This is a genomic window from Deefgea rivuli DSM 18356 (assembly GCF_000620145.1).
GTDB classification, from domain to species: Bacteria; Pseudomonadota; Gammaproteobacteria; order Burkholderiales; family Chitinibacteraceae; genus Deefgea; species Deefgea rivuli.
The window spans coordinates 36033-56045 of sequence record NZ_JHVM01000017.1 but is presented as its reverse complement, the minus strand read 5'-3'; the positions used below and the strand labels follow the sequence as shown (position 1 = coordinate 56045).

Here is a 20013-nt window from a genome sequence, read left to right as displayed (position 1 = left end):
CTACATCTTGTGTTACTCCATCACTATTGACACAAATAGTAGTGTAAAGAGGGGATCTGGTGCAACAGGCTAGCTCTGTGTTAGCAGATGGACGGCACAAAAAAAACGCGGCATCACGGCCAGCTTGGCTTTGTCGGGCTGAACTACATTGCAATACAATGACAGGCAGTTGCAAGTTTGCAACAGCACTGCAAAACGCCCAACTTGCAGCAAAATTGAGGCGCAAAAAAAAGGCGACCCAAGTCGCCCTTTTTTACTCAACAATTCACATTCAAATCTTAGAGTGTGTTTTAAAAATAGCGAGCGCCTGTCAGAACGGATAGGCCGGAACTCAGCAACCGGAATGTACTTTTGTACACGAGGATTGCGAGTACAGCCCGAACCGTTATCACGGGATGCGCAGCAATTTTAAACCGCGCTCTTAGTGATGATGACCGTGTGCGCCGTGTACGTGACCATGCGACAATTCTTCGCTTGTTGCATCACGTACTTCAACCACTGAAGCCACGAAGCGAATCGTCATGCCCGCAAATGGGTGATTGCCATCAACAGTAACGCTGTCATCATTGATTTCAGTTACACGGAACAAAATCACATCGCCAGAAACAGGATCATCGGCTTCAAACATCATGCCGATTTCAACTTCCGGTGGGAATACATCTTTGTCTTCGTCACGCACCAATTCTGGCTCAAACTCACCAAAAGCATCTTCAGGAGACATCGTTACTTCTACGGTGTCGCCAACCGATTTGCCGTGCAATGCTTCCTCAACCAAAGGCAGAATGTTGTCATATCCGCCGTGTAGGTAAGCAATAGGCTCTTCGGTTTTGTCGATTTGTACGCCTTCAGCGTTGTACATTTCATAGTTAATCGTTACTGCGGAATTTTTTGCAATTTGCATCGTGTTTATCCTAGCTGTTTAACAAGGTCTAATATTTCAGCCGCGTGCCCTTTTGGTGTCACGTGGTAGAAAGCATGACGAATGGTGCCCGATTGATCAATCACAAACGTCGAGCGATCTATGCCGTATCTTACCACGCCCTTAGCTTCCCATTGATGCCGCGCATGATACAAAGCACTCACTTCCCCCTCAACATCAGAGAGCAAGTCGAACTCTAGACCATGCTCATCCGAAAATGATTCATGCGCCATACAGTCGTCCGCGCTCACGCCCAGAATAACAGCGCCATATTTCGCAAATACTTCAACGCGGTCCGAAAACTCAATTGCCTCTAAAATGCCGCCCGGCGTCTTGTCGCCATTGAAAAAATACAACACCACGATTTTTTGATGCAAAAAATCCGTGAGCTGAATCATATCCATCTTCGCATCCGGCAAAGTAAACGGCGGCGCGAGATCGCCAGAATTAAGCATAAAGTCTCCAGTCGGTGCGATAATTAGCTTCTTATTTTTTCGTTATAGTCATAAGCCATGCGTAAAACACTATTAGGCGCCATTTCACCCGAAGAATTTTTACGTGACTATTGGCAAAAAAAACCACTCTTAATTCGCCAAGCGTGGACCGACTTTCCTGAACTGATCGACTACGCTCGCTTGGCGCAATTAGCCAGCCGCGACGACGTTGAATCCCGCCTTATTGAATACAAAAACCAGCGTTGGAGCATGGAAAATGGCCCTTTCAGCCCTTCTCGCCTCAAGCGTTTGGGCGAAACCGACTGGACTATTTTGGTCCAGAATATGAACCACTTGGTTCCGCATATTTCTGATTTGCTCTATCGATTTAACTTTCTGCCTTACACACGACTTGATGACCTGATGATTTCCTACGCGCCACCCGGTGGCACCGTCGGCCCGCATTACGATTCGTATGATGTATTTCTATTGCAAGTTGGCGGGCAAAAACGTTGGCAAATTTCGAGTGATGATGCCAGTGGTTTTATCGAAGATGCGCCGATTCGCGTACTGAAAGATTTTAATCCCGAACAAGAATGGGTTTTAGAGCACGGCGACATGCTGTATTTGCCGCCCAAATACGCCCACTACGGCGTGGCGCTGACTCCAGGCATGACGTACTCGATTGGCTTTCGCGCGCCAAAAACCCAAGAAATCGCGACCAAATTCTTAGAGTATCTACAAGACGAGCTGTGCCTAGAAGGCATGTACGCCGATCCTGATGCGACCGTCACCGACGCCCCCGCCAAAATCGACGCGCAATTTGTTAGCCGCATCAGCCAAATGCTGCAAAAAGTCACTTGGGATGAGAAAAACGTCACTGAATTTATTGGCCGCTATTTTTCCGAACCGAAAGCACATGTATTTTTTGATCAAACCGATGAATTACTCGATTTTGATGATTTTGCAGCTGCGGTTACGAGGCATGGTGTAATTCTCGATCTAAAAAGCCAAATGCTGTACACCGATGAATGTATCTATATGAATGGTGAAGTATTGGAATGCGAGCCTGAATCACAAGCGGCACTACAAACACTCGCCAATACGCGCCAACTTGCCGCGGGCGATTATGACGAAAGCCTTTTAGAGACGCTATTTACTTATTATGAATACGGTTACCTTACCCCCAGCGCCTGAGCCGCAAATTGTTACGCCATTTGATCGCAAACAAAGCTATCAAATGGCATTTCAAGCGACATTACAGCGGGCGCAGCGCGAACTGATTTTGTGCGAAAAAGATTTTTCTGAAAGCGATCTTGGCAGCAAAAGCTGCCATGATATTTTGTGGGCATTTTTTACCGCCCCATCGCCCGGCCAGCTAAAAATATTACTGCACAGCACCGACTATCTCGCGACCTCTTGCCCGCGTCTCTTACGATTACGTGATCAATTCGCCCATCGCATCGAAATCCGCCAAATCACCGAATCCAATCAAGATTTGGATAAAGGCTTTGTCATTGCCGATCGACAATATTATTTACAACGACATCATTTCAGTAGTTATCGTGGTGAATCCGGAGAAAATCCGCGTTCAGTTGCTTTGTTGCAACATGATTTTGCCTTGCAATGGGAGCAAGCCAGTCCACCCGATAGCCTGCAACGCCTTTATTTATAAGGATGTACACGGCGTTACACGAAGTAGCGAGATTCAATCTAAATACCCCGTGTTTTCACCTACTCAGCACTAGCCAAGGGCGGTCACAGTGCTTAGAATTCGTCCTGTCGGTTGTGTGAACAACTCAGAAATTTATTTGGATCAGATTACATAGCCAGCTTCGCTGACTTAGGTTTGATTCGAACTTACACTCACTTTTTAGCTAAAAGGTCTTAAAAATGAAACAAACTCTACTCGTTGCTGCTTTGTTAGCTGTTGCTTTGTCTGCTTGCGGTAAAAAAGAAGAAGTTGCTGCTGATGCTGCTTCTGCTGTAGTTGAAGCTGCTTCTGCTGTTACTGAAGCAGCTTCTGCTGTTACTGAAGCAGCTTCTGCTGTTACTGCTGAAGTAGCTTCTGCTGCTTCTGCTGTTGAAGCTAAGTAATTAGCCTCCAGCTGTAGAAAAAACCGACCTTAGGGTCGGTTTTTTTACGTCCGCAATAAAGTAATTTCACAAACAATTTCAACTATCCCATGCCGCCATTGAGCTGCAAGCCTGCCCCAACCGTGCTACGATTACTCACCTGTTTACACCTCTTTTTTGACCGCCAAACTCGATTCAATTGATTCATTTCCGCTCTTACTGTGAATCAAACTTTAATCGCAATGGCATGTATAGCCCTCTATGCACCATAAGGAATACCGTTGTGAGCGATACCCACGTTAACGTTGACCAAACCGAAATCGAAAAATTTTCTGCTCTCGCGCATAAATGGTGGGATAAAACCAGCGAGTTCAAACCGCTACACGAAATCAATCCACTCCGCGTTGGCTTTATTGAGCAATATGCTGGCCAAGAAAAAACCAACTTGTCTGGGCAAAAAATTCTCGATGTTGGCTGCGGCGGCGGTATTTTGGCCGAAGGTTTGGCCGAACGTGGCGCAAGCGTGACAGGTATTGACTTAGCTGAAAAATCGCTCAAAGTCGCCAAACTGCATTTATTTGAATCTGGCCTCACAGTCGATTACCAAAACATTCCGGTCGAACAGTTGGCTGAACAACAACCCGAGTCGTTTGATATCGTCACCTGCATGGAAATGCTCGAGCACGTTCCCTCCCCCGCCAGCATCGTCGCGGCCTGCGCGCGCTTGGTCAAACCGGGCGGCTGGGTGTTTTTTTCGACCTTAAACCGCAATCCAAAATCGTATCTACTCGCCGTCGTTGGCGCCGAATATGTACTCAATATGCTGCCGCGTGGTACGCACGATTACAAAAAATTTATCAAACCGTCTGAATTAGCACGCATGACACGCAGCGCGGGGCTGGATACCGTCGCCCTCACTGGTATGACGTACAATCCAGTCACTGACATTTACAAACTCTGCGACGACACCGATGTCAATTACATCGTCGCCACGCGGAAATCCTTGTAATGAACTCGCATATTCGCGCCGTATTATTTGATCTTGATGGCACACTCGCCGACACCGCGCCGGATTTGGGCGCAGCGCTCAATCGCCTTCTGATCGAAGAAGGCCATGCACCGCAGCCCTATACTGCGATTCGCCCGCTCGCCAGCCACGGCGCGCGCGGACTGATTGAACTCGGCTTTGGCATTAATCCCACCCATCCAGAGTTTTGCGCACTACGCGAACGTTTTCTGAATCACTACGAACAAGGCCTGTGTGACGAAACGATTTTATTTGACGGCGTTTTCGAGCTGATTGAGCAAATTAATTCTCGTGGGCTAGCGTGGGGCATTATTACCAATAAACCCATGCGCTTTACTGATCCGCTGGTTAAATTACTCCCCCTCCCTATTGCCCCGCAGACCTGTGTATCCGGTGATACTGTGGGTATACCCAAGCCCAATCCAGCACCTATGCTACACGCTGCAGCACAATTGGGCATTGATCCGAAACATTGCCTGTATGTGGGCGACGCCGAGCGCGACATCGAAGCAGGCCGCGCCGTCGGCATGCAAACCGTGCTCGCCAACTACGGCTATATCAGCACCACGGACGACACACCCAGCTGGGGTGCCGACATTAAAATCGAGCATCCATTGGAACTACTAGCCCATTTACCCCTCAAACAGGTATAATCCTTTTTCTTCTTTCGCAGAAGACAACTGATCGGGGGTGCTTTTGGTTTCGACAGGGGTTGCAAAGCGGATGGGGGCATGCCGGGGTCTCAGATGCCCGTAAAAACAGCTGAAAACTTATAGTCGCAAACGACGAAACTTACGCCCTAGCAGCTTAACGCTCTAGGCTCTACGCCACAGGGTCCATCGGGTGGACTGGGAAACCAGTTGTAGAGTCATTAAGATGGAATCGCCTTAGCTTGGGTTACTTAAGTTAAGGTTAAATTAAGGTAACTCGCTCTCCTCAAGCCTGCCCATCGGCGTGAAAGGGAGTTAAAACCCAAATGATAAGGCTAAGCATGTAGAACTCACTGTAGAGTGCTTCTGGACGGGGGTTCGAATCCCCCCACCTCCACCAAGACACGAAAAAGCCACCTAAATTTTAGGTGGCTTTTTTATTTCCATAAAAAAAATAAACTATTAAGTATACGTTTCAAACCAAGAAGTATAAATACCCATGAGCATATACCCATTGAAATTTAATGTATTTCCCGCCAAAGACAACAAACTCTGTAGATAACAAATTTCATTTTTATTGGTAATCCAGCCAATCAATTCACGACCTACAAAAACATCCCACCCGAAGCTTCGATTCGCTGACCGTTAATCCAACGGCTTTCTTCACTCAATAAAGCTGCGATCACTCCGCCGATATCATCTGGCACACCAACTCGGCCGAGGGCGGTTTGTTGGGCGATGAATTGATTGATGTGTTCATTATCCCGCACCGCGCCGCCGCCAAAATCTGTTTCAATCGCGCCGGGAGCCAGCACATTGACTGTGATCCCACGTGGGCCAAGTTCTTTGGCAAGATATTTACTGAGCACTTCAACCGCACCTTTCATTGCGGCGTAGGCGGCAAATCCAGGTAAAGCAAAACGCGTTAAACCCGTTGAGATATTGATAATCCGCCCCTGATCAGCAATCAGCGGTAACAACGTTTGCGTGAGAAAAAATACGCCTTTCACGTGCAGATTCATTAACTGATCAAACTGAGCTTCGCTGGTTTCAGCAAACGGCGCGTTAATACCAATGCCCGCGTTATTAATCAAAAAATCAAACTGCTCGCGCTGCCAATGTGTGCGCAGTAAAGACTGAACTTGCGCGCCAAATGCAGCAAATTGCTCGCTCTGCGCCACATCAAGCTGCAAAGCAATCGCTTTACGACCGAGCGCCTGAATTTCGGCAACCAAGGCCGCCGCTTCATCGGCTTGGCTGTGATAGGTGAAAATCACATCAATGCCGCGTTGAGCGAGTTTTAGCGCGGTGTTTTTACCGAGCCCGCGGCTAGCGCCGGTAATGAGTGCAATGGTTTGTGTCATGACTATTCCTGAGTGAATGAAGCGATGACTCAGTATATTACCGATAAATTAGCAGATAAAGATAGATAAAATGGCTACACTATTCGAAAAATACGAACAATGAGTTCCGCAATGAATCAAATCGAAGCCATGCAAGTGTTTGTCCGCGTCGCCGAGCTAGCGAGTTTTACACAAGCAGCGAACAGCTTGGGTTTACCCAAGGCCAGTATTTCAACAGCGGTGCAGCAATTGGAAAGCTGGCTAGGTACACAGCTCTTGCACCGCACGACACGCAAAGTCCAAATCACGCCCGATGGCGAGGCGTTTTATCAGCGCTGCGTAGATGTATTGGCGGATATGGATGAATTGCAAAGCTTGTTTCAGCAAACGCCTGCAACGCTCACCGGACGATTGCGCGTCGATATGCCAGCCGGTATTGCGACGCGTTTGGTGCTACCGCGTCTGCCCGAATTTTTGGCCGCGCATCCGCAATTGCAGATAGAACTGAGTAGTACCGATCGCAAAGTGGATTTGGTGCGTGAAGGTTTTGATTGTGTGATTCGCATTGGCGCGCAGCCTGATTCATCGTTGATGACCAAAGCGCTGGGGCAATTGCGGCAAATTAATTGCGCCAGCCCGGCTTACTTAGCGCAATACGGCACACCGCATACTTTGGCCGATTTAGGCCAGCACCGCTTGATCCACTACCAAACCACACTCGGCGCGAAACCCACTGGCTGGGAATATTTTGACGGCCAAAACACGCAGTGCATTGCTATGGTGGGCAGCACCAGCGTTAACCACAGCGAGTCCTATCATGCGGCGTGTTTAGCGGGATTAGGCTTGATTCAATCGCCAGAAATTGGCGTACGGGATTTAATCGCGACTGGTCAATTGGTCGAAGTTTTGGCCAAATACCGCGCCGAGCCACTGCCAATGTCTTTGCTGTATGCGCAGCGCCGGCATTTATCTAAGCGTGTGCAAGTGTTCATCGCTTGGCTCAGCCAAATTAGCGCGGATTATGTGGCTTAGAAAACAGGAAGTTGAACAGAGAAGCGTGAAATGAGATCAGGCATTCGGCAGAATCAGGCTTAAATCGCCGAGTATCAAACATGTGCATAGGAGATCTATATGGGTATTGGCATGCAGGCTAAGTTTTAAAAAGCCCATGTTAATATACCCAACACTCAATAAAATTTTTGAAAAACAGCGGAAAAATAAAGTAACACGAAGCCAGCAAGAAAAAACAGAGGCGATCAAGCGCGATCGAATGGTCGGCCCAAACCGGATTGATGGCTCAGACGTCCATCGGCGCTGTAGCCCATTTCTTGGTTTTTTTGTTGTGACAGCAAACTCATCAAGTGATGATTCGCTTCTTCATGGCACCGCACCAATTGTGCATTGCTGCGATTAAGTACTTCGGCCAACTTGGCTTGCAATTGCAATTGCTGCCACTGCGCCAGCGCCGCCAAATCCGATGCGAAAAACTCACCAATATCATTGGCTGAATGTAAGTCGAGTGCTTCTGCCGCGCTAATACGTTGCCGAGTTGCCAACTCAAGCACTTGCAGCGCTTGCGATTTCAACTCGAGAATCGGTGAGATTTGATCTAAGTGGCGGGAAACTAAAACGGTTTGTTCGCGCTGAATTAAAACAACGAGCCGCTCAACTTCGAGCAGCTCATGATCAATCGCGCTGGCGAGTAATGCGGCGTGACTTGTATTCATTAACGAGCAAGCAACTCTTTAACGCTAGAGAGCAAACCATCGGCAATCGCCTCAGGTTTAACGGTGAAGCGGCCATCGGCGATCGCCTGACGGATTGCAGACACTTTATCCGCATCAAACGTCGATTCGCTTTTACCGCTACCCGCAACATTGGATAGCTGCGCCGCCAGCGGATTGATGCTCACGCTGTCTTGCTCTGTTGCCTGCTCCGCTTTTGCTGCAGCTCGGCCCTCAAGTGGGCGTGCTGTGACAGCACCAAGCGCCTTACCAGAGTTATCGATTTTCATGATTGCATCCTATGCCATCAAAAATGGCGCACATTCAATATTTTCCTATTATGCCAACTATCGGCAATAGTTTGAAATTCTTTAGCAATTCAATTGTTTATCAGTGAACACTTAAATACAAGTCAGTCATTCAAAACAACACCTTAATCGAGCAGCGCAGCGTTTTGGATGGCAATACGCTATGCTGCAAATTCCTATTTTTGCTGGAGTTCAGATGATGCAAGTTTATCAAAGCCGCTTTGGTCAAATTGAAGTCGACCCCGACACGATTATTCACTTTCCACAGGGCATTCCAGGCTTTGAAGAATGCAAAAACTACAAACTACTGCATGAAGACAGTAGTGCCCCTAAACTGTTGTGGCTGCAATCGCTCGATGATCAAGATGTTTTGTTTACTTTAATCGAAGCCGAGCGTCTTGGCCTTAACTATCAGCTCACGCTCTCAGACGAAGAGTGCGAGTATATTGAACTAAAGGCCGCCGAAGATGCGCAGCTTTTCCTCATTCTGTCTCGGCCAGAAGGCCAAGAGATCAACGCCAATACGCGCGCGCCGCTGGTGATCAATCTACAAAGTCGCAAAGGCTTGCAAAAGCTCGATGTTAAAGCCGACATCGTATTTCGCAACACTTAATAGTATCTCCAATGAATCCAGCAATCATCGCCACATATCTCAAGCGTGGCGATGCTTGCTACAAGAGCCGCCACTTGTTTTCACACCTGATCGGCAATCGCTCACTGATATCGATTAGAGCGAGGCGAGGCTTGCTGTATAGAACAGCCTCCACGTTTCCCGTAACGTCGGGCAGCAAAGGCTCACAGGTATCTTGGAGTGAGGCTAGGCTTGCTGTATGATTGCGCCATTTTCGCGCTAGCCATACTGGCTAGCATATGCGCGTGCGCTATTTTTCTGTGGCGCTTTTGGAGTATTGGAGCATGAAAACGACCTTCCTCGACTTCGAGCAAACCGTAGCGGAACTCGAAAACAAGATCGAAGAACTTCGCTATGTGCAGGACGATTCAGCAGTAGATATTTCTGTTGAAATTTCGCACTTAGAAAAAAAGAGCCAAGAGCTAACGAAAAGTATCTATGCCAAGCTATCGCCATGGCAGATTTACCAAGTGGCCTGCCATCCGCAACGCCCTTATACCTATGATTATATCTCTGCCATTTTTACTGATTTCCAAGAATTGCATGGCGACCGCGCTTTTGCTGATGATTTGGCCATTGTCGGCGGTTTAGCCCGCTTTAATGGTCAAAGCGTCATGGTCATCGGTCATCAAAAAGGCCGCGATACCAAAGAAAAAATCCGCCGTAATTTCGGCATGCCGCGTCCAGAAGGCTACCGCAAAGCGCTGCGCCTGATGAAATTGGCCGAAAAATTCAATATCCCCGTGATTACCTTTGTCGACACGCCAGGCGCTTATCCCGGCATTGGCGCTGAAGAGCGTGGGCAATCCGAGGCGATTGGCCGCAATCTGTTTGAAATGGCTAAATTACGCGTTCCAACCATTTGCACCATTATTGGTGAAGGTGGTTCAGGCGGCGCACTAGCGATTGCGGTCGGTGATATTGTACAAATGTTGCAATATTCGACGTACTCGGTGATTTCACCAGCAGGTTGCGCATCGATTTTGTGGAAATCAGCGGATCGTGCATCAGATGCCGCCGAAGCGATGGGCATTACCGCAACGCGCCTTAAAACCTTGGGTCTCGTGGATAAAGTGGTGAGCGAGCCTGTTGGCGGCGCGCATCGTGATTACCAGCAAATGATGGCGGCAATGAAAAAATCGATCGCCGACGGCCTAAAAAACCTGCAAGCCAAATCGATTGATCAACTCCTTGATGATCGCTTTGAGCGATTAATGGAATATGGCAAATTTAAAGAAGAAGCTGTCGCTTGATGCGACATTAGATCGCGAAGGATGGCAGCAAGCCCACGCCCTCCTCGCTGCACACCACGGAGGCCACGGCCTCCGTTTTCAATCGCAGCCTGCAAATCCACTCCGCTTGTGCGTGGGGTTTTCTGGCGGGCTGGATTCCACAGTGCTTTTGCACTGGCTATCACAACAGCAAGCCGAGTTTCAGTTTGAACTTAGCGCTATTCATGTACATCACGGCCTATCAATCAATGCCGATGCGTGGGCAATGCACGCCGAGCAGATTTGCCAGCAATGGCAGATTCCTTGCGCGATTGAGCGGGTTTCGCTACGCAATTTAAACGGCCAAGGCGTCGAAGGTGGCGCGCGTAAAGCGCGTTACGCCGTCTTTGCACAGCAAGCTTGCGACACCATCTTGCTCGCCCATCATCAAAACGATCAAAGCGAAACGCTACTAATTAATCTGCTGCGCGGTAGCGGACCTGCGGGTTTGGCGGGTATGCCGGTGTCGCGCTTATTGAGCCCAGACAATTCAGCCATTGAGCTACTGCGCCCGTTGCTGCATTTGCCACGCGCCGAGCTATTGCGCTATGCCCAATTGCATGATTTGCAATGGATCGAAGACGAAAGCAATAGCAATACCGATTTTAAACGCAATAAAATCCGCCATGAGCTAGTGCCTTTACTTGAAGGTATTAACCCCAAGGCTATATCCACTATAGCTCGCAGCGCAATACATCAAGCCGATGCAGCATCAATCTTAATCGAGCGCGCCCAAGAAGATTTGCTGATTTGCAGCAAAGACGATGCGCTGCAACTCGACGCACTAGCGCAACTCAGCCCAGCGCGGCAGCGCAACCTGCTGCACTACTGGCTAGATACGCACGGCGTGACTTTAGAATTACGTGCTTTTGCTGAATTATTGCGCGTGGCTTTTGCTGCCGTCGAAGATGCTTGCCCTGCGCTAGTTTGGCGCAACGCGGCGATTCGTCGCTACCGCGGCGCGCTGCACATCACTCGCGCCAGCCTGTTAGCCGGTCCAGAACTGGAGCGGCAATTGAGCGATGCACCGCAGATCGCTGATTGGTTTGGCAATCTGACTTGGGTGCAAGACGAGAATGGTATCGCCGAAGAATTTTTAAGCACAGGCTATCGAATTGCTGGCCGCTCTGGCGGTGAAAGTTTAAAACTCGCCACTAATCGCCCCACCCGCTCGCTGAAAGCCCAATGCCAAGCACAAGGCATCGCGCCGTGGTTACGCGAGACCACGCCGCTGATTTATATCCAACAACAATTGGCCGCGATGCCAGGGCTTGGCGTGCATGCGCCATTTCAAGCGACGGAAGGTCAGATCGGCTGGCTACCGATTTGGACTCCAGCACACCCCAACAAGGGTATTACCAGCTAAGCATTATTAAATAAAGCCTCGATAGATATACCTAAAGAATACGGAATTGAGCATGGCTAAAACCAGTAAAGACGCAGCGATCCCAACGCATACGCCAATGATGGCGCAGTACTTCGGCCTAAAAGCCGATCACCAAGATAAATTGGTGTTTTATCGCATGGGCGATTTTTACGAGCTGTTTTATGAGGACGCAATCAAAGCCGCGCGCCTGCTCGATATCACGCTGACCACGCGCGGCAGCAGCGCGGGCGAGCCGATTAAAATGTGCGGCATTCCGTTTCACTCGCTCGAACCCTACCTCGCCAAACTGGTCAAGCTGGGCGAATCGATTGCGATTTGCGAACAAATTGGCGATCCAGCCACCAGCAAAGGACCGGTCGAACGCAAAGTGATGCGCGTCGTCACCCCCGGCACTTTGACCGATGCGGCGCTGCTCGACGACAAGCAAGAAAATCGCCTGCTGGCGCTGCGCTTTGTCAAAGGCAAACTCGGCATGGCGTGGCTATCACTCGCGTCGGGTGATTTCGCGCTCATGGATTCCGAAGTCGAAAAGATAGCCTCAGAACTCGAACGCCTGCGCCCGGCCGAGATTTTGGTGCCTGAAGGCACAGAACTCGCGCTACTCGATCAACTCCGTATTCCAGTACGCCGGATTTCGACGTGGCAATTTGAAAACGACAGCGCTAAACGCAATCTCAGCCGACATTTCTCCGTGCATGATTTGGCAGGTTTTGGCGTCGACGATGCAATGCTGGCGCTGGGCGCAGCGGGCGCTTTGCTTGAATACGTGCGCAGCACGCAAGGCGGCGCACTACCCTCCTTGGCCGGATTACGCGTTGAAAGCACAACGCAATACATTGAGCTCGATGCTGCAACACGGCGCAATTTGGAGCTAACAGAAACGATTCGCGGTAAAGCTGCGCCGACACTGTTTTCACTACTTGATCACTGCGCTACCGGCATGGGTTCACGCTTACTGGCGCATTGGCTGCATCATCCGCTACGTAATCATCACAAAATCCTCGAACGGCAAAATGCAATCAGCACGCTGCTGGAACAAGCATTGGGCGAAACGCTTTACCAAAATCTGCGCGAAATCGCTGACATCGAGCGCATCGTGTCGCGGATTGCATTACGTAGCGCGCGGCCACGCGATTTAGCGAGCTTGCGCGCCAGCTTGCTGATTTTGCCGCAACTGGCGACGCAGTTACCCAATGAAGGCTTATTTGCTGGATTAGCCAATGCGCTGCAAGCCGATCCGGCGATTGCCGCGCTGCTACAAGTGGCAATTCAGGCCGAGCCTGGCGTATTGATCCGTGAAGGCGGCGTCATTGCCGATGGTTTCTCAGCCGATCTCGATGAGCTACGCAATATCCAAAGCAATTGCGGCGATTTTCTGACGGCGCTCGAGCAACGCGAGCGAGAACGCACTGGGATTAGTACGTTGCGGGTGGAGTATAACCGTGTAGCTGGCTTCTTTATTGAGATTACCAACTCATACCTAGGCCAAGTACCGGATGATTATCGTCGTCGGCAAACGATGAAAAATGCCGAGCGTTACATCACGCCCGAGCTAAAAACGTTTGAAGAAAAAGCGCTATCTGCTAACGAGCGTGCGCTGGCACTCGAAAAGCAACTCTACGAAACACTACTTGACACATTGCAACCGGCGTTAGCGACATTGCGCCTTGCCGGACAAGCCGTCGCCACGCTCGATGTGTTGGTGTGCTTGGCGCAACGCGCGCATATTGCCGGTTACACCGCGCCGAAGTTTTGCGCTGAGGCGGTGCTCAATATAGAAGCCGGTCGTCATCCGGTGGTTGAAGAACAAATCGACGACTTTATCGCCAATAGTGCTGAATTTAATCTGGCGCGCAAATTGCTGCTGATTACCGGCCCGAATATGGGCGGTAAATCAACCTATATGCGGCAAGTCGCATTGATTGTGCTGCTCGCCCATATCGGTAGCTATGTACCAGCTCAAAGCGCACAAATTGGCCGTATTGATCGCATTTTCACGCGAATTGGCGCTAGCGATGATTTGGCCGGTGGCCGCTCAACGTTTATGGTGGAAATGACCGAAACCGCCAATATTTTGAATAACGCCAATGAATTCAGCTTGGTGCTGATGGATGAAGTGGGCCGTGGCACGTCGACATTTGACGGCCTAGCACTTGCATGGTCGATTGCACGTTCACTAATCGAGAAAAATCGCAGCTACACGCTGTTTGCAACGCATTATTTTGAGCTGACTCGCTTGGCGCAAGATTACCCGCAAGTGGCTAACGTGCATTTAGACGCCGTCGAACACAAAGACCGGATTGTGTTTTTGCATGCGGTACAGGATGGCCCCGCTTCGCAAAGCTATGGAATTGCCGTGGCTAGCTTAGCGGGCGTGCCGCGCGATGTGGTTCGATTAGCCAAACGCAAACTTCTGGATTTAGAACAAAACAGTCTAACAAATGGCCCACAAGCGGATCTGTTTGCTGCTAATAATTATGCGAGTAAAATTGAACTTGAAACGCATCCGATCGTCGAAGCACTACAAGCCGTCAATCTCGATGAGCTAAGCCCACGCGATGCACTACAGCTGATCTACCGATTGCAAGAACTCATCTAAATCAAAAAATGTGAACTTTCACGCTGCAAATGGCTGAAAAACGTCTAAATTAAGATGATCAAAATATTCAAAGCTAAAAGGAAAACACTGTGGCTACTGATACCACCCAACCGCAAAGAGACCAACTGGGTACTGCGCTACTGGATGTCGCGCGGCTAAGCAACAATCCAAACGAAACGACTGGCATTCAGTTATCCGATCTAAAAAATAGCGCCACCAACGAAGTACGCCGCTTTGGTGAAGACCTTGCTAGCCACTTGCTAGTGCACACCAAAATCACCGTACCACCCGCTTTCCAATTGCAAAGCGCGCCAGAAGGCAAAATTCAAGTGGTTGGCGATCATCCCAATAAAGTCGCAATTGAAGCGTATTTGAATGAAAACACGCGGCTACTCAAATGGTTTAAAGAGCTCGAAGTTTTATTTGAAATCCAAAGAAAACTCGAGCTTGGCCCTGATAACGACGATATGTCTAAGCAAGTATTTAACTTTGGTTTGACCAGCTTGGGTGGGATTGCTTTCTTTACTTTGCAAAACAAGCCGTCGCATTAAACTAATACTGTAACCAAATCCAATAGCCGCTCAACGCGGCTATTGGCATTTTTAAGCATCGTCAAGCTAAACCAGTTATAATTATCGCTTATAGAACAAAGAAGAACGCCCGATGAAAACAGTTAAAGCCCGCCGTCCGCAGCCCGCCATTCGTGAAGGCCGTGCTAGCGATCAGCTACGTAGCGCCAATAAGGCGGGCAGTCGTGGCAAAACAGTGGTACATAAAGCCGCCGTACAGCCGATGCAATCACCGACCGCCAAATTGGGTGCGCCCAAAAAGAAACCTGTTTCAGCCAGTGAAGCTGCGCGTAATCGCGCGCAAAACTTGCCTGATACCGGCCGCTCGTCAACGCCTGCTACCGGCATACGCAAACGCGGTAATTCAACTGTCGGCATGAGCCGCATGATTGCGCAGGCGATTGCCAAAACCGCTGGCGCACGTGAAGTGCAAGGGATCAAAACCGTCGAGAAAGTGGAAGAAAGCACGCAAACGACGATTGTGCATCACGGCGACAAAACCAATAAAAATGTAAAACGTGCCAAGCGCATGAAGCAACGCCAAGGCTCGCAAGACGAATTGGCGTTCCAACAAATTTTGCGTGAAAAGCGTTTAGCTACCAGCGAAATTGAAGAAGATCGCCTGCAAAAAGTGCTGGCGTATTCCGGCCTCGGCTCACGCCGTGATATGGAAGAAATCATCGAAGCCGAACGCGTGACTATTGGTGGCCGCATCGCAGCCTTGGGCAGCAAAGTCAGCCCTGGCGATGAAGTTCGCATTGATGGCAAACGCGTCGCGCTCAAATGGCCAGACCGTATGGCGCGTATCATTATGTACCACAAGCAAGAAGGCGAGCTGGTGAGCCGCGATGATCCAGAAGGCCGTGTAACGGTATTTGATCGCCTGCGCCGCGTGTATTCCAGCAAATGGATCGCAATTGGCCGTTTGGACTTTAACACCACGGGCTTGCTGCTATTTACGACCTCGGGCGAGCTGGCCAACCGCATGACGCATCCAAGTTTTGAAGTAGAGCGTGAATACGCCGTACGCGTGCATGGTCAATTGACGCCTGAGCAAATGAAAGAACTGACTGCGGGTATCACGCTGGATGACGGTGAAGCTCACTTTGCCCGCATCGAAGATCGCGGCGGCGAAGGCAGTAATCACTGGTATCACGTGGTGATTAAAGAAGGCCGTAATCGTGAAGTACGCCGGATGTTTGAGCATTTCAACATCATGGTCAGCCGCCTAACGCGGATTCGCTTTGGTATGTTCAGCTTGCCTGGCCGCTTAAAACGCGGTGAGTTTTACGAGCTATCAGAAACCGAAGTTCTGGCTGCTACGAAATGGGCCGGCCTGACCATCATGGGTCAAGTAAAAGACTAGGTATTGACCGCTAGGCATTGTTACGCAATGCCTAGCATCACATACACCATACCCATGCAAAATACTCCTCACACTGATTCCCTCATTGATGAAGACGATCCGATTCCTGCGGATTTAATCATTCCCAGTGGCAGCAAAAATTACATCACGCCCCACGGCTGGCAACGCCTTAAGCATGAGCTGCACCAACTCGTCAAAAAAGAACGCCCAGAACTCACCGTACTCATTAATTGGGCCGCCAGCAACGGCGATCGCTCGGAAAATGCTGATTATCAATACGGAAAACGCCGTCTGCGTGAAATTGACCGCCGGATTCATTTTTTGACCAAACGGCTAGAAATCGCTGAGGTGGTCGACCCATGCCTGCGCGAAAACACTGAGCAAGTCTTTTTTAGTGCGACAGTGACATTCGAGCGTAGCGACGCGCACAGCGAGACAGTCAGTATTGTTGGCGTTGACGAAACCAATGCGGCGCTTAATCACATCAGTTGGACTTCACCCGTTGCCAGATCCTTACTCAAAGCCCGCGAAGGCGATGTTGTATTACTACGTACTCCTACTGGAATTCAAGAGTTAGAAGTGCTTGAAATTCGCTACTGTGAGATCATCACACCCGAGCTGTAAAAAATAAAAAAAACCAACCATTTCAACCTCCCTGCGTTGATTTTTCGCTTTGTCCTAAAAGACTATTGTAGGTGCTATGAGCTTATTTCAATCCGCATCGGGAAGTTTTTATCGTCGTGTACTGCGCAATATGGCCTTGCGCATTACCTTGGCGGCCGTCGCTGTTTCTGCCATTAGCTACTACTACAGCTACACCCGCCTGCAAGAAGAAGCGCTCGCCAGCCTCGCCAAATACATCGATGCGCGCAGTCAGATTGAAAGCGAATTATTTCTGAATGCCGAAGACAATACGCGCCTGATCCGCGATGAATTCATCCGCCGCTACACGCTAGAACAAGGCCTGAGCGCTGATAGCGAATTTAGCCATCTATTGCGCCAAGATAAAGACGGCATGTGGCGTGTAAAATATGAATACGATGATTTTGAGCACCGCGCCACCGTCGCCATTTTGCCGACCACACAGCAAACACCGGAATTCAAGCGCCAAGTCATCCTCGGTTACAACCTGCTCTCGCAATACGGCCCGGCATTTAATGATCGTTATTACGACACTTTTATCGATTTGAATATTTCCGATGCCAGCCTGATGTATTTACCGCAGCTCAATTACGCGCGTAACGGCTCGGTGGCCGATTTCGCTGAAAATATCGAGCCCGAATTGCTTGCTACGCCGGCAGCCAATCCGCAAAGAACGAGTAAATGGACGGGTATTTATTACGACAAGCAAGCACTGGAATGGATGGTTTCGGTGGTGACGCCAATTGATTATTTAGGCAAATACATCGGCAGTGTTGGTCAGGATGTGTTGCTGACGCAGCTGATTGCGCGCACCAATACGGTCAATATTCCTGGCACGTACAACTTTATTGTAGCGCGCGATGGCCGATTGATTTCTCATCCGAATTACATGCAACAAATCCAAAGTAAGCAAGGTGCCTTCAATATTGCTACCTCAGATAGCCCACTGAAAGCGCTTTATTCTGCTATCAGTAAAGCGCAACCCTTAGATCGCTTTGTCGAAAGTCACGATAGTCAAAACTGGCTGGGGATTGCCCCTATCAAAAGTACTAACTGGGTTTTTGTCACTGTTTATCCAAAAAGACTGCTACAAGTCAAAGCCGCGATGGCGGCCAGCATGGTCTTATTATTAGGCTTATTCGCCCTTGCCATTGAATTAGGCTTGTTGGCATGGGTACTTAAAACAGACGTTATTAAACCGCTCAATCGCTTAAAAAATGCAATTAAAGCACTAGCTGCTGGTAAAACAACGACCGAACTCGACACGCATCGTAATGATGAAATCGGCGAGCTAGCGCGCACCTTTGAGGAAATGGCGCACACAGTCCAAACGCATCGCCATCATTTAGAAGATTTAGTAACAGATAGAACCCAAGAATTAGCAACGCGCAATTTACAACTCGAAGCGGCCAACGAAGCGCTGAAATACCTGAATCATGAGAAAAATGAATTACTCACGATTGCCGCACATGATTTAAAAAATCCAGTTGCTAGCATTCAAGGCATGTCAATCTTGATTAAAGATCGCCTGCAAGAATGGTCAACTGAAAAAATTCAAGATCGCTTAGTTGGAATCAGTCAGCTTGCCAGTCGAATTCAAAATATTATTAGCAATTTGATCGACCACAATGCACTCGAAACAGGCTCGATTAAACTTGTTTTTGAGCCGATTGCGATTGATGATCTGATCCAAGAAGCCCTTGCCGAATGGGAAGAGCGCCTACTCAGTAAGCAGCAAAAATGCATTTTCGTGCCCAGTGGTTTAAGCCTGATCGCAGATCGACAAGCCTTATGGCAAGTACTGGATAATTTAATTTCTAATGCAGTGAAATACTCACCGCATGAGAAAAATATACTCATTACCGCCAGCAACCACGACGGTGATATTGAGATCAGCGTTAAAGATCAAGGCCCCGGTATTGCACCGCATGAAACCTCAATGCTGTTCAAAAAATTCAGCCGCCTTTCGGCGCGCCCGACAGGTGGCGAACACACCACAGGGCTAGGATTGTCGATTACCAAGCGGCTGATCGAAGCCATGCACGGGCATATCCGCTGCGAAAGCCAATTTGGCCACGGCGCGGCGTTTATTATTTCGCTCCCCGCCGCTGCCCCTACAGACGATAGCAATCGCGTCCTGTAAAATCGCCTTATCATTTTGAAATACAGCCCAAGCCCTGCGATTGCAGGGCTTCTTTTCTGGAGCCTCATCCATGCGTCAATACCTCGATTTATTGCAACACGTACTCGACCATGGTGTCGCCAAAGAAGATCGCACCGGCACGGGCACCGTTTCAGTATTCGCGCATCAAATGCGTTTTAATCTGGCCGATGGCTTTCCCCTCGTGACCACAAAAAAAACCCATCTCAAATCCATCATCAATGAATTGCTGTGGTTTTTGCGCGGCGACACCAATGTGAAGTGGCTACAAGAGCGTGGCGTGACGATTTGGAACGAATGGGCGGATGCTAACGGTGAACTCGGCCCCGTGTACGGCTCGCAATGGCGCAGCTGGCCGACTGCGGATGGTCGCCATATTGATCAAATTTCAGAAGTCATTAAAGCACTCAAAACCAATCCCGATTCGCGACGGATTATTGTTTCGGCGTGGAATGTTGGCGAAATTGAAAACATGGCCTTACCGCCCTGCCATGCCTTTTTCCAATTTTATGTTGCGCCCGCGCAGCCGGATGACGCCGATCAACGCGGCAAATTGTCTTGCCAGCTGTATCAACGCAGCGCTGATTTATTCCTTGGCGTGCCATTTAATATTGCGTCGTACGCGGCGCTGGTGTTGATGCTGGCGCAAGTTTGCGACTTGCAGCCGGGTGATTTTGTCTGGACGGGCGGCGATTGCCATATTTATCGCAACCATTTTGAGCAAGTCAAAGAGCAACTCAGCCGCGCCCCACGCGCGCTACCGACGCTGAAACTCAATCCAGCCAAGACCGATTTATTCTCGTTTGAATTTGAAGATTTCACACTAGAAAACTACGATCCGCATCCAGCGATCAAAGCGCCAGTGGCTGTATAGCATGACCAATGGGTATTGCTACGCAGCCATTA

Annotated in this window: 20 protein-coding genes and 1 other RNA gene; 16 read left to right on the top strand and 5 right to left on the bottom strand. The window is 49.3% G+C overall.

The annotated features are described in order from the left end of the window. Nucleotides 1–421: 421 nt before the first annotated feature. Both Q320_RS0108790 and Q320_RS0108785 read right to left on the bottom strand, forming a co-directional pair. Nucleotides 422–901: an FKBP-type peptidyl-prolyl cis-trans isomerase gene (locus tag Q320_RS0108790; protein ID WP_027468698.1), complete on the bottom strand. Its 480-nt coding sequence runs from the start codon at nucleotides 899–901 to the stop codon at nucleotides 422–424. A gap of 5 nt (nucleotides 902–906) precedes the next feature. Continuing rightward, nucleotides 907–1374: a peroxiredoxin gene (locus tag Q320_RS0108785; protein WP_027468697.1), complete on the bottom strand. Its 468-nt coding sequence runs from the start codon at nucleotides 1372–1374 to the stop codon at nucleotides 907–909. A gap of 57 nt (nucleotides 1375–1431) precedes the next feature. On the opposite strand from Q320_RS0108785, the gene Q320_RS0108780 reads away from it, so the two are divergent. The 6 genes from Q320_RS0108780 (at nucleotide 1432) to ssrA (ending at nucleotide 5506) form a co-directional block, all read left to right on the top strand. Next, nucleotides 1432–2550, top strand: coding sequence for a cupin domain-containing protein (locus Q320_RS0108780; RefSeq protein ID WP_027468696.1), 1119 nt, complete (start codon nucleotides 1432–1434; stop codon nucleotides 2548–2550). Next, nucleotides 2519–3028: a DUF7931 domain-containing protein gene (locus Q320_RS0108775; RefSeq protein WP_027468695.1), complete on the top strand. Its 510-nt coding sequence runs from the start codon at nucleotides 2519–2521 to the stop codon at nucleotides 3026–3028. The genes Q320_RS0108780 and Q320_RS0108775 overlap by 32 nt, the downstream gene beginning before the upstream one ends. Nucleotides 3029–3246: 218 nt before the next feature. Beyond that, a complete protein-coding gene (locus Q320_RS0108770; protein ID WP_027468694.1) occupies nucleotides 3247–3450 on the top strand; it encodes a hypothetical protein in 204 nt (67 codons plus the stop codon). Between the two features lie 262 nt (nucleotides 3451–3712). Continuing rightward, complete coding sequence (gene ubiG, locus Q320_RS0108765) at nucleotides 3713–4438, top strand: bifunctional 2-polyprenyl-6-hydroxyphenol methylase/3-demethylubiquinol 3-O-methyltransferase UbiG (RefSeq protein WP_373277213.1); 726 nt, start codon at nucleotides 3713–3715, stop codon at nucleotides 4436–4438. After that, complete coding sequence (locus Q320_RS0108760) at nucleotides 4438–5109, top strand: HAD family hydrolase (protein ID WP_035853244.1); 672 nt, start codon at nucleotides 4438–4440, stop codon at nucleotides 5107–5109. The genes ubiG and Q320_RS0108760 overlap by 1 nt, the downstream gene beginning before the upstream one ends. Nucleotides 5110–5142: 33 nt before the next feature. Further along, nucleotides 5143–5506, top strand: a transfer-messenger RNA (tmRNA) gene (ssrA, locus tag Q320_RS21280). A 205-nt stretch (nucleotides 5507–5711) separates the two neighbouring features. Here the strand turns inward: ssrA and Q320_RS0108755 are convergent. Next, the gene (locus Q320_RS0108755; protein ID WP_027468691.1) at nucleotides 5712–6470 is read right to left on the bottom strand and encodes an SDR family NAD(P)-dependent oxidoreductase; all 759 of its coding nucleotides are present in this window, start codon (nucleotides 6468–6470) and stop codon (nucleotides 5712–5714) included. Nucleotides 6471–6581: 111 nt separating this feature from the next. On the opposite strand from Q320_RS0108755, the gene Q320_RS0108750 reads away from it, so the two are divergent. Continuing rightward, nucleotides 6582–7481, top strand: coding sequence for a LysR family transcriptional regulator (locus tag Q320_RS0108750; RefSeq protein WP_027468690.1), 900 nt, complete (start codon nucleotides 6582–6584; stop codon nucleotides 7479–7481). A gap of 224 nt (nucleotides 7482–7705) precedes the next feature. Here the strand turns inward: Q320_RS0108750 and flgN are convergent, their stop codons facing one another. Continuing rightward, nucleotides 7706–8176: a flagellar export chaperone FlgN gene (flgN, locus tag Q320_RS0108745; protein ID WP_027468689.1), complete on the bottom strand. Its 471-nt coding sequence runs from the start codon at nucleotides 8174–8176 to the stop codon at nucleotides 7706–7708. Continuing rightward, nucleotides 8176–8463, bottom strand: a complete 288-nt coding sequence (gene flgM / locus Q320_RS0108740; protein ID WP_027468688.1) for a flagellar biosynthesis anti-sigma factor FlgM — start codon at nucleotides 8461–8463, stop codon at nucleotides 8176–8178. Before flgM ends, flgN begins: the two co-directional genes overlap by 1 nt. 214 nt (nucleotides 8464–8677) lie before the next feature. Between flgM and fliW the strand changes: the two genes are divergently transcribed. The 9 genes from fliW (at nucleotide 8678) to Q320_RS0108695 (ending at nucleotide 19981) form a co-directional block, all read left to right on the top strand. Continuing rightward, nucleotides 8678–9094, top strand: a complete 417-nt coding sequence (fliW, locus tag Q320_RS0108735; RefSeq protein ID WP_169734443.1) for a flagellar assembly protein FliW — start codon at nucleotides 8678–8680, stop codon at nucleotides 9092–9094. Nucleotides 9095–9396: 302 nt separating this feature from the next. Continuing rightward, nucleotides 9397–10365, top strand: coding sequence for an acetyl-CoA carboxylase carboxyltransferase subunit alpha (locus Q320_RS0108730; protein WP_027468686.1), 969 nt, complete (start codon nucleotides 9397–9399; stop codon nucleotides 10363–10365). Next, nucleotides 10334–11749 carry a tRNA lysidine(34) synthetase TilS gene (tilS, locus tag Q320_RS19150; RefSeq protein ID WP_051534606.1) on the top strand — a complete coding sequence of 472 codons (1416 nt, stop codon included), beginning with the start codon at nucleotides 10334–10336 and terminating at the stop codon, nucleotides 11747–11749. The genes Q320_RS0108730 and tilS overlap by 32 nt, the downstream gene beginning before the upstream one ends. Before the next feature lie 52 nt (nucleotides 11750–11801). Next, the gene (mutS, locus tag Q320_RS0108720; RefSeq protein ID WP_245590988.1) at nucleotides 11802–14369 is read left to right on the top strand and encodes a DNA mismatch repair protein MutS; all 2568 of its coding nucleotides are present in this window, start codon (nucleotides 11802–11804) and stop codon (nucleotides 14367–14369) included. 89 nt (nucleotides 14370–14458) lie between these two features. Continuing rightward, on the top strand, nucleotides 14459–14920 hold the full coding sequence (locus Q320_RS0108715; RefSeq protein ID WP_027468684.1) for a hypothetical protein: 462 nt from the start codon (nucleotides 14459–14461) through the stop codon (nucleotides 14918–14920). 112 nt (nucleotides 14921–15032) lie between these two features. Then, nucleotides 15033–16304: a pseudouridine synthase gene (locus Q320_RS19145; protein ID WP_035853242.1), complete on the top strand. Its 1272-nt coding sequence runs from the start codon at nucleotides 15033–15035 to the stop codon at nucleotides 16302–16304. A gap of 54 nt (nucleotides 16305–16358) precedes the next feature. After that, nucleotides 16359–16928 (top strand): transcription elongation factor GreB, encoded by a 570-nt coding sequence (gene greB / locus Q320_RS0108705; protein WP_035853239.1) that lies wholly within the window; start codon nucleotides 16359–16361, stop codon nucleotides 16926–16928. A gap of 76 nt (nucleotides 16929–17004) precedes the next feature. Beyond that, a complete protein-coding gene (locus tag Q320_RS0108700) occupies nucleotides 17005–19089 on the top strand; it encodes an ATP-binding response regulator (protein WP_027468682.1) in 2085 nt (694 codons plus the stop codon). Between the two features lie 70 nt (nucleotides 19090–19159). Continuing rightward, a complete protein-coding gene (locus Q320_RS0108695; RefSeq protein WP_027468681.1) occupies nucleotides 19160–19981 on the top strand; it encodes a thymidylate synthase in 822 nt (273 codons plus the stop codon). Nucleotides 19982–20013 lie beyond the last annotated feature (32 nt).

Coding starts and splice junctions, on each gene's coding strand:
- tilS (WP_051534606.1), top strand. CDS start 10,334: ATGGCAAATTTAAAGAAGAAGCTGTCGCTTGATGCGACATTAGATCGC.
- Q320_RS0108775 (WP_027468695.1), top strand. CDS start 2,519: ATGAATACGGTTACCTTACCCCCAGCGCCTGAGCCGCAAATTGTTACG.
- Q320_RS0108790 (WP_027468698.1), bottom strand. CDS start 901: ATGCAAATTGCAAAAAATTCCGCAGTAACGATTAACTATGAAATGTAC.
- Q320_RS0108770 (WP_027468694.1), top strand. CDS start 3,247: ATGAAACAAACTCTACTCGTTGCTGCTTTGTTAGCTGTTGCTTTGTCT.
- mutS (WP_245590988.1), top strand. CDS start 11,802: ATGGCTAAAACCAGTAAAGACGCAGCGATCCCAACGCATACGCCAATG.
- Q320_RS0108730 (WP_027468686.1), top strand. CDS start 9,397: ATGAAAACGACCTTCCTCGACTTCGAGCAAACCGTAGCGGAACTCGAA.
- Q320_RS0108780 (WP_027468696.1), top strand. CDS start 1,432: ATGCGTAAAACACTATTAGGCGCCATTTCACCCGAAGAATTTTTACGT.
- Q320_RS0108700 (WP_027468682.1), top strand. CDS start 17,005: ATGAGCTTATTTCAATCCGCATCGGGAAGTTTTTATCGTCGTGTACTG.
- flgN (WP_027468689.1), bottom strand. CDS start 8,176: ATGAATACAAGTCACGCCGCATTACTCGCCAGCGCGATTGATCATGAG.
- Q320_RS0108695 (WP_027468681.1), top strand. CDS start 19,160: ATGCGTCAATACCTCGATTTATTGCAACACGTACTCGACCATGGTGTC.
- Q320_RS0108785 (WP_027468697.1), bottom strand. CDS start 1,374: ATGCTTAATTCTGGCGATCTCGCGCCGCCGTTTACTTTGCCGGATGCG.
- Q320_RS0108750 (WP_027468690.1), top strand. CDS start 6,582: ATGAATCAAATCGAAGCCATGCAAGTGTTTGTCCGCGTCGCCGAGCTA.
- flgM (WP_027468688.1), bottom strand. CDS start 8,463: ATGAAAATCGATAACTCTGGTAAGGCGCTTGGTGCTGTCACAGCACGC.
- Q320_RS0108755 (WP_027468691.1), bottom strand. CDS start 6,470: ATGACACAAACCATTGCACTCATTACCGGCGCTAGCCGCGGGCTCGGT.
- greB (WP_035853239.1), top strand. CDS start 16,359: ATGCAAAATACTCCTCACACTGATTCCCTCATTGATGAAGACGATCCG.
- Q320_RS0108760 (WP_035853244.1), top strand. CDS start 4,438: ATGAACTCGCATATTCGCGCCGTATTATTTGATCTTGATGGCACACTC.
- fliW (WP_169734443.1), top strand. CDS start 8,678: ATGATGCAAGTTTATCAAAGCCGCTTTGGTCAAATTGAAGTCGACCCC.
- Q320_RS19145 (WP_035853242.1), top strand. CDS start 15,033: ATGAAAACAGTTAAAGCCCGCCGTCCGCAGCCCGCCATTCGTGAAGGC.